Source organism: Streptomyces sp. NPDC089915, assembly GCF_040684675.1.
Classification (GTDB): domain Bacteria; phylum Actinomycetota; class Actinomycetes; order Streptomycetales; family Streptomycetaceae; genus Streptomyces.
In genome coordinates, this window is record NZ_JBFBGN010000014.1 from 1 (window position 1) to 14396 (window position 14396).

At 73.9% G+C, this 14396-nt stretch carries 12 protein-coding genes; 5 read left to right on the forward strand and 7 right to left on the reverse strand.

Features of this window, described 5'->3' with window-relative positions:
- The 4 genes from AB0O29_RS06830 to AB0O29_RS06845 all read left to right on the forward strand — a co-directional run.
- On the forward strand, positions 1-1226 hold a 1226-nt coding region (locus AB0O29_RS06830), incomplete at its 5' end, for an AMP-binding protein (protein ID WP_365147203.1).
- Positions 1227-1255: 29 nt separating this feature from the next.
- Positions 1256-2182, forward strand: coding sequence for a cupin domain-containing protein (locus AB0O29_RS06835; protein ID WP_365147206.1), 927 nt, complete (start codon positions 1256-1258; stop codon positions 2180-2182).
- Between the two features lie 353 nt (positions 2183-2535).
- A complete protein-coding gene (locus AB0O29_RS06840; protein WP_365147209.1) occupies positions 2536-2742 on the forward strand; it encodes an excalibur calcium-binding domain-containing protein in 207 nt (68 codons plus the stop codon).
- 109 nt (positions 2743-2851) lie between these two features.
- Positions 2852-4285 carry a cytochrome P450 gene (locus AB0O29_RS06845; protein WP_365147212.1) on the forward strand — a complete coding sequence of 478 codons (1434 nt, stop codon included), beginning with the start codon at positions 2852-2854 and terminating at the stop codon, positions 4283-4285.
- Here AB0O29_RS06845 and AB0O29_RS06850 read toward each other — a convergent pair.
- Positions 4276-4761: a hypothetical protein gene (locus tag AB0O29_RS06850; RefSeq protein WP_365147215.1), complete on the reverse strand. Its 486-nt coding sequence runs from the start codon at positions 4759-4761 to the stop codon at positions 4276-4278. The two genes, AB0O29_RS06845 and AB0O29_RS06850, sit on opposite strands and share 10 nt — an antisense overlap.
- A 34-nt stretch (positions 4762-4795) precedes the next feature.
- Entirely contained in the window at positions 4796-6373 is a 1578-nt protein-coding gene (locus tag AB0O29_RS06855; protein WP_365147218.1) for an MFS transporter, read from the reverse strand.
- An 82-nt stretch (positions 6374-6455) separates the two neighbouring features.
- Here AB0O29_RS06855 and AB0O29_RS06860 point away from each other — a divergent pair, with 82 nt between their 5' ends.
- Positions 6456-8516 carry a prolyl oligopeptidase family serine peptidase gene (locus AB0O29_RS06860; protein WP_365147221.1) on the forward strand — a complete coding sequence of 687 codons (2061 nt, stop codon included), beginning with the start codon at positions 6456-6458 and terminating at the stop codon, positions 8514-8516.
- 70 nt (positions 8517-8586) lie between these two features.
- Here AB0O29_RS06860 and AB0O29_RS06865 read toward each other — a convergent pair whose 3' ends face one another.
- Genes AB0O29_RS06865 through AB0O29_RS06885 form a run of 5 tightly spaced genes read right to left on the reverse strand, consistent with a single transcriptional unit; the run spans position 8587 to position 14363 of the window.
- The gene (locus AB0O29_RS06865) at positions 8587-9609 is read right to left on the reverse strand and encodes an oligopeptide/dipeptide ABC transporter ATP-binding protein (RefSeq protein ID WP_365147224.1); all 1023 of its coding nucleotides are present in this window, start codon (positions 9607-9609) and stop codon (positions 8587-8589) included.
- Positions 9606-10646 (reverse strand): ABC transporter ATP-binding protein, encoded by a 1041-nt coding sequence (locus tag AB0O29_RS06870; protein WP_365147227.1) that lies wholly within the window; start codon positions 10644-10646, stop codon positions 9606-9608. Before AB0O29_RS06870 ends, AB0O29_RS06865 begins: the two co-directional genes overlap by 4 nt.
- Positions 10646-11632: an ABC transporter permease gene (locus AB0O29_RS06875; RefSeq protein WP_365147230.1), complete on the reverse strand. Its 987-nt coding sequence runs from the start codon at positions 11630-11632 to the stop codon at positions 10646-10648. The genes AB0O29_RS06870 and AB0O29_RS06875 overlap by 1 nt, the downstream gene beginning before the upstream one ends.
- Positions 11629-12597 (reverse strand): ABC transporter permease, encoded by a 969-nt coding sequence (locus AB0O29_RS06880; RefSeq protein ID WP_365147233.1) that lies wholly within the window; start codon positions 12595-12597, stop codon positions 11629-11631. The genes AB0O29_RS06875 and AB0O29_RS06880 overlap by 4 nt, the downstream gene beginning before the upstream one ends.
- Before the next feature lie 23 nt (positions 12598-12620).
- Positions 12621-14363, reverse strand: a complete 1743-nt coding sequence (locus tag AB0O29_RS06885; RefSeq protein ID WP_365147236.1) for an ABC transporter substrate-binding protein — start codon at positions 14361-14363, stop codon at positions 12621-12623.
- Positions 14364-14396: the final 33 nt, after the last annotated feature.

Below are 14396 nucleotides of genomic sequence, written 5' to 3' on the forward strand. Positions count from 1 at the left end.
CCTTCCTCCAGTACACCTCCGGCTCGACCGGGACCCCCAAGGGGGTGGTCATCAGCCACCGGGCGCTGCACGCCAGTTGTGCGCAGGCCGCCCGCGTCTACGGCGAGCACCGCGGCGACGTGGCCGTGACCTGGGTGCCGCTCCACCACGACATGGGGCTGGTCACCGGCGTCCTGCGGCCCCTGTTCAGCGGCTACGCCTCCGTGCTGATGGCGCCCGAGGCCTTCGTCCGCCGCCCGGGGGCCTGGCTCTCGGCCGTCACGGAGCACGGCGGGACCCTGTCCAGCGCGCCCGACTTCGCGTACGCCCTGTGCGCCCGCAAGGTCACCGACGAGGAGCTGGACCGGCTCGACCTGCGCCGCTGGCGGGTGGCGCGCAGCGCGGGCGAGGTGGTGCGGGCCGGGACGGCCGAGCGGTTCGCGGCGCGGTTCGCCGCCGCCGGGTTCTCCCCCGCGAGCCTGTGCCCCTCGTACGGCATGGCGGAGGCCACGCTCACCGTCACCGCGTCCACCCCGGACAGCCCGCCGGCCCGGCTGGCCGTGGGCACCGCGGCCCTGCGGGCCGGGAGGGTGGAGGCCGCCGTCCCGGGGACGCCGACCACGGTCCTGCTCTCCTCGGGGACCCCGCTGCCGGGCACGCAGGTCCGGGTACGGCCCCGGTCCCCGGGGCGCGGCGGCGGCCCGCACCTGGGCGAGGTGGTCGTCCGGGGGCCGCAGCTGTTCCGCGGCTACTGGCCCGCCGCGCGCCGGCGGGCGGTGTGGCACGCGACGGGCGACCGGGGGTTCGTGCACGACGGCCACCTGTTCGTGGTGGGCCGGACCGACGACGTCCTCGTCCACCACGGGCGCAACTTCTACCCGGCGGACGTCCTCGCGGCCTGCGAGGAGGTGCCGGGCCTGCGCCCGGGCCGCTGCGCCGCCTTCCGCGTCACGGACCCGGAGGCGGACGCCGGAGGCGGTGACGGCGGCGGAGGTGGCGGCGGAGGTGGCGGCGGGGAGCCCGGCGGCCGGGTCTGCCTGGTCGCGGAGGTGGCCGGCGGTCCGGGTGCGCCCCCGCCCGCCGAGCTGGCCGCCGGGGCGCGGCGGCGGCTCGCGGACGCGCTCGGCCTGTACGTCTCCGAGGTCGTCCTGCTGCCCCGGGGCGGGCTGCCCCTGACCACCAGCGGGAAGGTGCGGGTCTCCGAGACCCGGCGGCGCCTGCTCCTCGGGACGCTCCCGCGCCTGTGAGGAAGAACCAGCGAGAGGAAAGAGGGACCGTGCATTCTCCGACTTTGGCCGCGTGGGTCGGCGACCCCGACGACTTCGCCGCCGCGTACTGGCGACGGCGCCCGGGCGTCTTCCGGCCCGAGGGCGGCGCGCACAGCCCGTTCACCCTGGCCGACGTCGACGCGGCGCTCGCCACCGGCTTCCTGTCCGAGCCCTACCTGGAGATGGCCCGCGCCGAGGAGCCGCTGGGCCGCGAGGCCTACCTGGCGCCCCGAACGGTCAACCAGGCCCGGCACGGGGGCTTCGCCGACGAGCGCCGGGTCCGGGCCCTGCTCGACGAGGGCGCGACCCTGCTGATGCGCCGGGTCGACCAGTGGCACGGCCCGACCCGCGACCTGCTCGCGCGGCTGTCGGCCGAACTGGGGCTCGCGGTCGAGGCGTTCTGCTTCGTGACGCCCCCCGGCACCCAGGGCGTCCCCCTGCACCGCGACGACGCCGACGTCCTGGTCGTCCAGCTGAACGGGGCCAAGTCCTGGCACGTCGCCGAGGGGCCCGCGGACGGGAACTGGGAGCACGGCCGGGTCGAGGGCGAGCCGCCGGCGGAGGTGCTGCGGACCACCCTGCGCGCCGGCGAGGTCCTGTACATCCCCCGGGGGTTCGCCCACGAGGCGGTCGGCAGCGAGGGGCTGTCGGCGCACCTGTCGCTGACCGTCCGCGAGGTCCACAAGGGCGACCTGTTCCGCAGCCTCCAGAAGCTGACGGCGAAGGGCATGGCGGTGGAGACCCGGCCGCTGGACGACGCCGCCGTGCTGGCCGCGGCGAAGGGGATGCTGGACCACGTCCGCGCGGTGGTGGCCGCCCTGGAGCCCGAGCACCTGGTGGACCACGCCCGGCGCGCGAAGCTGGCCGAACTGCCCGCCCCGCGCGCGCCGATCTCGTTGGGCGCCCTCGCGGAGGGGCTTGGCGGCCCGGCCTGATCCCGGGCGCGTACGTGCCGTTGGAATATGACTCGACACGGCCTGTTCCGCAACCGCCCGTACGCGTAGGCTGCGGCGATTTCGGATGTTGGTCTCGGGGGGTTGTCGTGTCGCATCGTCGGATGGTCGCCGTGGCGGGGGCCGTGGGCGCCGTCGTGCTGTTGCTCGCGGGCTGTGAGGACGGGGCTCCGGGGAAGGGGGGCGCGAGCGCCAGGCCCAGCGCCTCGCCCACGGCCTCCCCCTCTACCTCCCCTTCGGCCTCGCCGTCGCCGGGCCCGTCGGCCTCCGCGTCACCCTCGGGTACGCAGACCGCGCCCGCCGGAGCCGCCTCCAGGCCGGCGGGGAAGCCGTCCGTGCCCGCGCCGGCGGCCGAGCCTTCGAACGCCCCGGCGTACCCGGCGCCGGAGAAGACGCAGGACAAGGCGGCGGACTCCGCTTCCGTCTACTACAAGAACTGCGACGCCGCGAAGGCCGCCGGGGCCGCTCCCATCCGGCGCGGCCAGCCCGGCTACCGCGACGCCCTCGACCGGGACAAGGACGGCATCGCCTGCGACAAGTAGCCCACGGGCCAAGCGGTGGTCGGTATCCGGACGTCGTCCGGCCGGCGCTCGCCCGCAAGGGCGGGCGGACGGCAGAATCCCCTGGTCGGTACGGAGTCGAGGGGGCGGCATGGCAGCACGGACGAGCACGGGTACGGGCGTGGGCGGGGGAGCGGGGTTCCCCTCGATGGAGGGGAACCCGCTGCTCGGATCACTGCTGGAGCTGAAGGCCGACGCCCTCGGCACCTATCTGCGCGCCCAGCGGCGCCACGGTGACGTGGTACGGATCGACGTCGGCCCGCCCGGACTGCGCATGGAGATGTACTGCGTGTTCTCCGCCGAGGGCGCCCAGCAGGTGCTCGCCTCGGAGGCGGCGAACTTCCGCAAGGACAACCCCTTCTACGAGGAGATCCGCGAGTCCTTCGGCAACGGCCTGCTGACCGCCCAGGACGCGGACTACCTGCGCCAGCGCCGGCTGGTGCAGCCGCTGTTCACCCGCAGGCGGGTGGACGGCTACGCCGGGGCGGTCGCGGAGGAGACCGCCGCCACCCTGGCCTCCTGGGCGCGGGCGCGGGACGGGATCGTCGACGTGTCGGACGAGATGATGCACCTGGCGCTGCGCGCGGTGTCCCGCATCCTGTTCGGGGCCGACACGGACGCCACCGTGGACGTGGTCCACCGCTGCTTCCCGGTCATCACGGAGTACGTCCTGCGCCGCGGCTACTCCCCGCTCAACTCCCCCCGCAGCTGGCCGACCCCGGGCAACCGGCGGGCGGCCGCCGCGACGGAGGAGCTGTACGGGGTCTGCGACCGGATCATCGCCGAGCGGCGGGCGAACGGGACGGCCGGGCCGGACGGGGAGCCCGGCGAGGACCTGCTGACCCTGCTCGCCGGGGCGCAGGGCTCGGACGGGGCGGCCTTCGACGCCGCCGAGCTGCGCGACCAGGTGCTGATCTTCCTGCTGGCCGGGCACGAGACGACCGCCACCTCCCTGGCCTTCGCCCTGCACCTGCTGGGCCGCCACCCCGAGGAGCAGGCCCGGGCCCGCGAGGAGGCCGTACGCGTTCTGGGCGGCCGTACGCCGGAGGCCGCCGACCTCGAACGGCTGCCGTACCTCACGCGGGTGCTGAAGGAGGCGATGCGGCTGTATCCGGCCGCGCCGGTGTTCGGCCGCAACGCGGTGGCCGCCACCGAGATCGACGGCCACGCCGTGCCCGCGGGCGCCACGGTGATCCTGGCCCCCTGGGTGACGCACCGCCACCCCGGTTACTGGAGTGACCCGGACCGTTTCGACCCGGACCGCTTCACCCCGGAGGCCGAGGCCGCCCGGCCCCGTTACGCCTGGTTCCCGTTCGGGGGCGGCCCGCGCGCCTGCATCGGCCAGCACTTCTCGATGCTGGAGTCGGTGATCGCGCTGGCGATGCTCCTGCGGGAGTACGAGATCGAGACCGTGGACACGGAGGTGCCGCTGAGCGCCGGGATCACCCTGCGGGCCATGGGCCCGATGCGCTGCCGGATCCGCCCCGTGGAGCGTGAGTCGCGTGCGGGGCGGGGTCAGCGGTAGTCGTCGGGGTGGTCCTGCATCCAGGTGTTGATCTCGTCCCGGGCGCCGAACACCGCGGGCTGGTGCCGCTTGAGGTTCTCGACGCCGTGGTCGGCGCCCAGCTCCCGGTCCAGCCGGGCGATCAGGGCGATCGGCTCGGGGAAGTGGCCGGGGCCCTTGGGGTCGGCCCTCATAGCGCGCTCCACGCGGTGGAGTTCGTCGTGGACCCGGCCGAGGAGGTAGGCGCAGTTGGCCGGGGTGCAGGAGTCGCCGAGGGTGGCCTGGAGCCCGGCGAAGGCGTCCCGGACCCGTTCCGGCTGCGGGGGCGGGGCCGGGGGGTCCTGGTCCGCGGCCGCGGAGGCGGAGGCGGCGAGCGCGGCGGAGGCGGCCTTCGGCCGGTGGCCGGCCTCGCCCTCGTCGCCGCAGGAGACGGTGAGCGCCGCCAGGGTGACGGTCACGGCCGTCACGGCGGCGCCGCGCAGGATGGTGCGGAGCATCGGTTTCCCCCCGGTGTTCGATGACCAGGCGACACTACCCGCCGGTTTCCCCCGGGATGCCCGCCGGGGTGTGGTTGCCCTGGAGCCGTGCCAGGTCGGAGGGCCGGACCTGGACGGCGAACACCGCGATCAGCGCGCCGACCAGGGTGAAGGCGGCGGCCGCGACGAAGGCCGCGTTCACGCCGGAGGTGAGCACCAGGTCGGACCAGGGCTTGGGGAACTGGTGGGTGCGGGCGAAGAAGGCCTTCTGCTCGGGGGTGGAGTCGCGGACGAAGGCCAGGGCCTGGTCCTTGGCCTCGCCCCGGCTGGCGGTGCCGAAGACGGTGACGAGGATCGACAGGCCGAGCGAGCCGCCCACCTGCTGCATGGAGTTGAGGAGTCCGGAGGCCGCGCCCGACTCGCGGTCGGGCACGTTGGACAGGGCCATCAGGGTCAGCGAGACGAACTGCATGCCCATGCCGGTGGCGAACACGATGATCGGGCCGAGGACGCTGCCCGGGTAGGTCGAGTGGACGTCGATCCGGGTCAGCCAGGCCAGTCCGGCCGCGCAGCACAGCGCGCCCGCGACCATGAAGGGCTTGGGCCCGAACCGGGGCAGCAGCCGGGAGGTGAACGTGGCCGACACGGCGACCATGACGCTGACGGGCAGGAAGGCGAGTCCGGCCCGCAGCGGGCTGAAGCCGAGGACGTTCTGCACGAAGAGGGTCAGGAAGAAGAACATGCCGAAGATCGCGCAGGCGAGGAAGAGCATGATGCCGTAGGTGCCGGCCCGGTTGCGATCCGCGAACATGTGCAGCGGGGTGATGGGCTGCTGGGAGCGCCGTTCGTTGACGATGAACAGGGTGAGCAGGACCACCGCCGCGCCGAAGGAGCCGAGGGTGAAGGGGTCGGACCAGCCGTCCTGGGAGGCCCGGATGAACCCGTAGACCAGCGCGACCATGCCGCAGGTGCCCAGCAGCGCGCCCGCCAGGTCGAAGTGCCCGGGGTGGCGTTGCGACTCGCGCAGGACCCGGCGGGCCATCACGGCGATGACCAGGGCGATGGGGACGTTGACGAAGAGGACCCAGCGCCAGTTGAGCCATTCGACGAGCAGGCCGCCGGCGAGCAGCCCGATGGCGCCGCCGCCCGCGGAGACGGCGGCGAAGACCCCGAAGGCCCGGTTGCGCGCGGGCCCTTCGCGGAAGGTGGTGGTGATCAGCGCGAGGGCGGTCGGGGAGGCGATGGCGCCGCCGACGCCCTGGAAGGCCCGGGCGGCCATCAGCTGGCCGGCGTTCTGGGCGAGTCCGCCGAGCAGGGAGGCCAGTCCGAAGAGGAGGACCCCGAAGACGAACACGCGCTTGCGGCCGAGGATGTCCCCGGTGCGGCCGCCCAGCAGGAGGAGCCCGCCGAAGGTGAGCGTGTAGGCGTTGACGACCCAGGACAGGCTCTCGGTGGAGAAATCCAGTGCCGTCTGGATGTGCGGAAGGGCTATGTTCACGATCGTGATGTCGAGGACGACCATGAGCTGGCAGGAAGCGATCACGAACAGGGCCAGCCCGTTCCCGTTCCCCTTGCCGTTCCCTCGGACCGTGCCGTCGGTCCCGGTGCTGTGCGGCGATGCGTTCGGGTCCACTCGTCGACGCTACGCCCGCGCCCCAAGGGTCACCACTCGAATGGGCTAGGCCATGTGATATTTCACATGCCACACTAAGATCATGGACGATCTCCTCAGGCAATCCGCCGCCACGGCCCGCTTCACCCACGGCTCGCCCCGCGCCTTCTCCTTCGGCGACGGCGGCCGACTCCTCTGGTTCCTGCGCTCCACCGGCCCCACCGACGCCGTCGACGGGCTCTGGGTCCTCGACACCGCCACCGGCGCGGAGACCCTGCTCGCCGACCCCCGCGTCCTCTCGCCCGAGCCGGGCACCCTCCCCGTCACCGAGCGCAGGCTGCGCGAGCGCACCCGCCTCGTGGCCGCCGGGATCGGCTCGTACGCGCTCTCCGGCGACGGGCTGCGCGCCGTCTTCCCGCTCCACGGACGGCTCTACGAGGTCGCCCGCGGCGGCTCCCCCGTCCCGGTCCCCACCGCCGGCCCCGCCTTCGACCCGCGCCCCAACTCCGACGGCTCGCGCATCGCCTACGTCGCGGACGACGTCCTGCACACCTCCCCCGGCGGCCGCCTCAGCCCCGCCGACGGGGCCCGCTGGGGCGTCGCCGAATTCGCCGCCGCCGAGGAGCTCGACCGCACCCGGGGCCACTGGTGGTCCCCCGACGGGGTCACCCTGCTCGCCGCCCGCGTGGACGAGAGCGCCCTCCAGCGCCGCTGGTTCGCCGACCCCGCGCACCCCGAACTCCCGGCCGAGGACTTCGCCTACCCCGAGGCGGGCGGCCCCAACGCCGACGTCCAGCTGTGGGTGCTGGGCCCCGACGGCGGCCGCGTGCGCCTCGACTGGGACGCCGCCGCCTTCCCCTACGTCTCCGACGCCGGCTGGGAGTCCGAGGACGAGATCCTGCTGACCGTCCAGGACCGCCTCCAGCAGAACGTGCTCCTCCTCACCGCCGACCCCGCCACCGGCCGCACCCGCGCACTCTCGCGCACCACCCACCCGCTGTGGGTCGACCCCCTCCCCGGCACCCCCGCCCGGCTGCCCGACGGACGCGTCCTGACCTCCGCGGACGTCGCGGACGGGGCCGCGCGGGGCCTCGCCGTCGACGGCGAGCCGCTCACCGGCGCGGACGTCCAGGTCCGCGCCGTGGCCGGGACCCACGGCGAACTCCTGCTGCTGGAGGCCGCCCTGCGCGACCCCTCCGAGCAGCAGGTCCTGCTCCTGGACCCGGCCACCGGCAAGCTCACCCCGCTCGCCGACGGCCCCGGCGTGCACACCGTGACCGCCGCGGCCGCCGGACACCTGCTGCTGACCTCAGCCGACGCCGACGGCGTCCGCCGCACCCTGCGCACCGCCGACGGCCGCGAGCTCGGCCCCCGCGACCTCTCCGCGCCGCTGCCCTACCGGGTGGTCCCGGCCCTGGAGCGGGTGACCGAGCACGGGATCCCCACCGCCCTGGTGCTGCCCCGCGGCCACGTCCCCGGCCGGCGCCTGCCCGTCCTGATGGACAGCTACGGCGGCCCCGGCGCCCAGGACGTCAGCGCCGAACCCCGCCGCTGGCAGCACCGCCAGTGGTGGGCCGACCAGGGCTTCGCCGTGGTCACCGTCGACAACCGGGGCACCGCGAACGTCTCCCCCGCCCACACCCACGCCATGTACCGGGGATTCTCCGAAGTCACCCTCGACGACCAGGTCGCCGCCCTCCGCGCGCTGGGCGCCCGCCACCCCGACCTCGACCTCGGCCGGGTCGGCGTCCGCGGCTGGTCCTACGGCGGCTACCTGGCCGCGATGGCCGTGCTGCGCCGCCCGGACGTCTTCCACGCGGCGGCCGCCGGGGCCGCGCCGACCGACTTCCGGCACTACGACACGGCGTACACCGAGCGCTACCTCGGCCTGCCCCAGGACCAGCCCGCATCGGACGACGTGTACGAGCGGGACTCCCTGATCCCCGACGCGCCCCGGCTGACCCGCCCGCTGCTGCTGGTCACGGGCCTGGCCGACGACAACGTCCACCCCTCCCACACCCTGCGCCTCTCGCAGGCCCTCACCGACGCGGGCCGCCCGCACCAGCTGCTGGCGCTGCCCGGAGTCACGCACATGACCCCCGGCGGGGCCCGGGAGAAGATCATGGCGCTGGAGCTGGAGTTCTTCCGCCGCGAACTGGCGTAGCCCCCGAACACCGGAAGGGCCCCGCGGACGTCGCCGTCCGCGGGGCCCTCCCTTCTTCCCGTGATCCCCGTCAGTCACCCGGGAAGTGACAGGCCACCTCTCGTGAGGCGGCGAGCCGCAGCAGCGGCCGTTCGGTGCGGCAGATCTCCTGCGCCTTCGGGCAGCGCGGATGGAAGGTGCAGCCCGGGGGCGGGGCGGCCGGGCTCGGCGGGTCGCCGAGCAGCACGATCCGCTCCCGCCGCCGCTCCGCCGCCGGGTCGGGCAGCGGGACGGCGGACAGCAGCGCCCGGGTGTACGGGTGCTGCGGGTTCTCGTACAGGGAGCCCTTGTCCCCGATCTCGACGATCCGGCCGAGGTACATCACCGCGACCCGGTCGCTGACCCGCTTGACCACCGACAGGTCGTGCGCGATGAACACGTAGGCCAGGCCCAGTTCGGCGCGCAGCCGCTCCATCAGGTTGACGATCTGCGCCTGGACGGAGACGTCCAGCGCGGAGACCGGCTCGTCGGCGATGACCAGCCGGGGGCTGGTGGCGAGCGAGCGGGCGATCCCGATGCGCTGGGCCTGGCCGCCGGAGAACTCGTGCGGGTAGCGGTCGATGTGCTCGGGGATCAGGCCTGTCAGCTCCATCAGCTCGGCGGCCCGGCGCCGGGCGTCGGCCGCGCTCCAGCCCTGGACCAGCAGCGGGTCGGAGATGATCCGGGCCACCGTCTGGCGGGGGTTGAGGGAGGAGTGCGGGTCCTGGAAGACCATCTGGATGTTCCTGCGCAGGGGCCGCAGGGCCCTCTGGGAGAGCCGGCTGATGTCCCGGCCCTCGAACTCGACGCTGCCGGAGGTGGGTTCCAGCAGCCGCACCAGCATCCGGCCGGTGGTGGACTTCCCGCAGCCGGACTCGCCGACCAGGCCGAGGGTCTGCCCGGCCTCCAGGTCGAACGAGACCCCGTCGACGGCCCGCACCGGCGCCGAGCGGCGCCCGGTCAGGGTGCGCTTGCCGGGGAAGGTCATCGTCAGGTCGCGGACGCTCAGCAGCGGCGCGGCCGGCGGGCCCTCGCGTCCGGGGGCGGGGTTCGGGCGGGTGGCCGGGGCCGTCATCGGGACACCTCCGGGGCGGGGGCGGCGGCAGCGGGCACCGCGCCGGCGAAGTGGCAGGCGGCCAGCCGGCCGGAGGAGCCGTACGGGCGCAGCCCGGGCCGCTCGCCCGTACAGCGGCCCGCGTCCTCGGCCGGGGCCGCGGCGGCGACCGCGCAGCGCGGGGCGAAGGCGCAGCCGGGGGCCGGGCTCAGCAGGGACGGCGGGGAGCCGGGGATGGACGGCAGCGGGACGTCGTCCGCGCTGTCGAGGCGGGGCAGCGAGTCGAGCAGGCCCCGGGTGTAGGGGTGGGCGGGGTCGGCGAACAGGTCCTCGACGGGGGCCTGTTCGGCGGCCCGGCCGCCGTACATGACCAGCACCTCGTGGGCCACCCGGGCCACCACCCCCAGATCGTGGGTGATCATCACGACGCCGAGGCCGCGCTCCTGCTGGAGGCGGGCGATCAGCTCCAGGATCTGCGCCTGGACGGTGACGTCGAGGGCGGTGGTGGGTTCGTCGGCGATGAGCAGGTCGGGCTCGCAGGCCAGGGCCATGGCGATCATCGCGCGCTGGCGCATGCCGCCGGAGAACTGGTGCGGGTACTCCCCGGCCCGGCGGGCCGGTTCGGGGATGCCGACCTCGCCGAGCATGTCGACCGCGCGTTTGCGCGCGGCGGCCCGTCCGGCGCGGAAGTGCACCCGGAAGTGCTCGGCGATCTGCTCGCCGACGGTGTAGTAGGGGTGCAGGCTGGACAGCGGGTCCTGGAAGATCATGGCGATCTTCCGGCCGCGGACCTTGGCGAGCTGCTTCTCGGTGAGTCCGGTGAGCTCCTGTCCGGCGAGCCTGACGGAGCCCGTGACCTCGGCGCCGGTCCGGTGCAGGCCCATGACGGCGAGGGAGGTGACGGACTTCCCGGAGCCGGACTCGCCGACGATGCCGAGGGTGCGGCCGGCCTCGACGGTGAAGCCGAGGGAGTCCACGGCCCGTACGGTGCCGCGCGGGGTGGCGAACGTGACGCCGAGGTCGCGGACTTCGAGCAGGGGGGCGGCGGGGGCGGTCATCAGTACCTCACCCTCGGGTCGATGACGGCGTACAGGAGGTCGACGACGAGGTTGGCGACGACGATGAAGAAGGCGGCGAGCAGGGTGACCCCGAGGACCACGGGCTGGTCGGAGCTGACGAGCGCGCCGTAGAAGAGCCGGCCGATGCCGGGGAGCCCGAAGATGGACTCGGTGATCACGGCTCCGGCGAGCAGGCCGCCGAGGTCCATGCCGAAGATGGTGAGGATCGGGGTCATCCCGGAGCGCAGGCCGTGCTTGACGACGACGGTCCGCTCGGGCATGCCCTTGGCCCGGGCGGTGCGGATGTACGGCTCGGCCATCGCCTCGATCATCGAGCCGCGGCTCTGCCGGGCGTACATGGCGGCGTAGAGCAGGGCGAGGGCGGTCCAGGGCAGCAGCAGGTTGCCGGCCCAGCCGAGCGGGTCGGCGGTGAGCTCGTGGTAGCTGGGGTAGGGCAGCAGTCCGGCGATCCGGATCACCCCGTAGATGAGCATGACGGAGGTGAAGTAGACGGGCAGGGAGGCCGCGGCGACCGCGCCGACCATCAGCGCCTTGTCGGTGGCGGTGTCCTTGCGCAGGGCGGCGGTGACCCCGGCGCCCAGGCCGAGGAGCAGCCACAGCAGGGCGGCGCCGAAGGCGAGGGAGGCGGAGACGGGGAGGCGGTCCATGAGCAGGTCCCAGACGGGCAGGGAGTTCTCGTAGGAGTAGCCCAGGCAGGGGAAGTCGCACTGGACGGCGTACTGGCCGGTGCCGAGGGTGCGGCCGGTGAAGATGCCGGTGAGGAAGTGGGTGAACTGCTCCCAGAGGGGCTGGTCGAGGCCGAGGTAGGCGCGGACGTCGGCGAGCCGTTCGGGGCTGCAGGTCTTGCCGCAGGCCGCGGCGGCCGGGTCGCTGGGCAGGACGTAGAAGATCAGGAAGGTGACGGCGGCGATGGCCAGGAGCACCCCGGCCAGGGCGAGCAGCCGGCGCAGCAGGTAGAGGATCAACTGCGGCCGCCCCTCGGGTCGAGGATGTCGCGCAGGGCGTCGCCGAGGAGGGTGAAGGCGAGGACGGCGAGGAAGAGGAAGACGCTCGGGATGACGAAGTACATCGGGTCCGTCTCGTAGAAGGCCACGGACTCGGCGATCATCTGCCCCCAGGAGGGGGTGGGCGGGCGGACGCCGACGCCGAGGTAGCTGAGCGCGGCCTCGGTGCTGATCATGCCGGGGATCAGCAGGGTGGTGTAGGCGATGACGGGGCCCGAGACGCCGGGGAGGATGTCGCGGGTCAGGATCCGCCAGGCCCCGGATCCGCCGACGCGGGCGGCGTCGACGTACTCGCGGTGTTTGAGGGAGAGGGTCTGGCCGCGGACCACGCGGGCGACGCCGGGCCAGCCGAAGAGTCCGATGACGGAGGTCATCAGCACGATCCGGTTGACGTCCTTGGCCACCGACAGCATCGCGATCATGAAGATGAGGGAGGGGAAGGACATGGTGAGGTCCATCAGCCGGGACAGGACGGCGTCGGTGCGGCCGCCGAAGTAGCCGGCGGCGATGCCGGCGGCGGTGCCGGCGAGGACGACGATGGCGGTGGCGGCGAAGGCGATGAGGAGGGAGACCTGGGCGCCGTGGACGACGCGGGCGAACAGGTCGCGGCCGGTGACGGGTTCGACGCCGAGCCAGTGCTCGGGGCTGATCCCGCCGAGGGGGCCGAGGGGCTGGCCGCCGAGGTAGGGGTCGACGGCGGCCTTGTCGAACTCCTCGGGGGACCAGCCGCCGAGCGCGCCCAGCCAGGGGGCGGTCAGGGCCATCAGCACGAAGAGCAGGACGACGCAGAGGCTGACGCGGACGGCGGGGCGGCGGCGCAGCTCCCGCCGGGCGAGCTGCCAGGGGCTGCTGCCCGGGGGGAGGCCCTGGGCCGGTTCCCCGGCCGGGGCCGCCCCGGGGGCGGCGCCGGGTGCGGTGGTGGTCATGGTGTCTTCCGGTCCCGGATTCCTCAGCCCTGGCTCTTCGAGGGGTCCTTGAGGCCGACGGTGCCGTAGTCGACGGTGCCGGTCCACACGGGGTGGCCGTAGGCGCCGGCGATGTTGGGGCCGACGAGCAGCGGCTTGCGCTCCAGGAGGACCGGGACGGACGGGGCCTTCTTCATGATCTCGGCGTCGAGGTCGATCCAGGCCTGGTTGGCCTGCTTGGCGTCGGCCATGGCGTTGATCTCGTCGATCCGCTTCATGGTGGCCTCGTCGCGGAACTGGGCGTAGTTGCCCTGGTTGCCCTTGTCCTTGATGGTGCGTCCGTCGAAGACGAAGGGGATCCAGGTGGAGCCGGAGGGGTAGTCGGGGCACCAGCCGGTGTAGGTCATGTCGGGGGTGGTGGAGAGGTCGCCGATGACGTCGTAGTAGGCGCCGGGGTCGACGGTGTCGATGACGACCTCGACGCCGGCCCGGGCCAGGCCCTGCTGGAGGGCCTCGGCCTTGGCCTTGTCCCCGGTGGAGACGGAGAGGGAGACCTTGAGGTGCTCCTTGCCGGCGGCCTTGAGGAGTTCCTTGGCCTTGGCGGGGTCGCCGGAGGCCGGGATCCTGAGGGTGTCGGCCTGCTTTCCGCCGGTGAGGGCCGGGGGCAGGTAGGCGGTGGCCACCTCGTTGAGGGCGGGGCCGCCGGCGGCGGTGATGACGGCGTCCTTGTCGACCGCGTACTGCATCGCCTCGCGGACCTTGGGGTCGTCGAAGGGGGCGCGGGAGTTGTTCAGGTGGAGCATGGTCGTACAGCCCTGGGACTCGGCGAGCAGCCGGGCCTTGACCTCGGGCTTGGGCAGGACCTTGGGGGCGCTCTCGGGGCGCATGTTGAAGTACTCGATGGCGGAGGCGTCGGCGCCTTCGCCGGCGATGATGCGGTCGTCGATCTGGCCGCCCTTGAGGCCCATGACGACGACGAACCTGTCCGGGTAGGCCTTGCGGACGATGTCGGTCTTCTGGTCCCAGTGCTCGTTGCGGACGAGGACCAGCTTCTTGTCGCGCTCGTACGTCTCGACCTTGTACGGGCCGGAGGAGAACGGGCGGGCGTCGTACTGGGTGCCCTTCTCCTGGGACTGCGGGACCGGGGAGAAGGTGGGGAGGGTGGCGGTCTGGGAGAACTCGGCGACGGGGCGCTTGAGTTCGAAGACGATCGTGCGGTCGTCGGGGGTCTTGACCGAGTCGAGGTGCCGGCCCTGGAGGGGGCCCTTGTAGCCCTCGGTGCCGGCCAGGTACTGGGCGGCGTAGTCGGGGCCGCCGGTGAGGTCGGGGGCGAAGGAGCGCTCGACGTTGTACTTGACGTCCTGGGCCTTGATCGGGCTGCCGTCCTCGTACTTCAGGCCCTCCTTGAGGGTGAAGGTCCAGGTGCGGCCGCCGTTGGAGGGGGTGCCGAGGTCGGTGGCGAGGTCGGGGACGAGCTCGCTGCCGCCCTTGCCGGGCTCGGCCTTGAAGGTGACGAGCGTGCGGTAGAGCAGGCGGGTGCCGAAGTCCATGGCCGGCATGACCCAGTTGCGGGCGGGGTCGAGGTGGGAGAAGTCCTGGTTGGACAGGACGGTGAGGGTGCCGCCCTTCACCGGGGTGCCGCCGAGGGTCTTGCCGTCGTTGGCGGCGGCGGGGTTGGCGGAGCCGTGTCCCTCGGCGGCCTTCTTGGGGTCGGAGCAGCCCGAGGCGCCGAGTGCGAGCGTCGCCACCAGGGCGGTGGCGAGGGCGAGTTGCGTGCGCTTGGTCATGGGTCACTCCAGGGAAGGGCGCGCCGTCCGGGG

Excerpts from the sequence above, each read along its gene's own strand:
- AB0O29_RS06845 (WP_365147212.1), top strand. The coding sequence starts at position 2,852 with ATGGCAGCACGGACGAGCACGGGTACGGGCGTGGGCGGGGGAGCGGGG.
- AB0O29_RS06850 (WP_365147215.1), bottom strand. The coding sequence starts at position 4,761 with ATGCTCCGCACCATCCTGCGCGGCGCCGCCGTGACGGCCGTGACCGTC.
- AB0O29_RS06860 (WP_365147221.1), top strand. The coding sequence starts at position 6,456 with ATGGACGATCTCCTCAGGCAATCCGCCGCCACGGCCCGCTTCACCCAC.
- AB0O29_RS06880 (WP_365147233.1), bottom strand. The coding sequence starts at position 12,597 with ATGACCACCACCGCACCCGGCGCCGCCCCCGGGGCGGCCCCGGCCGGG.
- AB0O29_RS06865 (WP_365147224.1), bottom strand. The coding sequence starts at position 9,609 with ATGACGGCCCCGGCCACCCGCCCGAACCCCGCCCCCGGACGCGAGGGC.
- AB0O29_RS06870 (WP_365147227.1), bottom strand. The coding sequence starts at position 10,646 with ATGACCGCCCCCGCCGCCCCCCTGCTCGAAGTCCGCGACCTCGGCGTC.
- AB0O29_RS06885 (WP_365147236.1), bottom strand. The coding sequence starts at position 14,363 with ATGACCAAGCGCACGCAACTCGCCCTCGCCACCGCCCTGGTGGCGACG.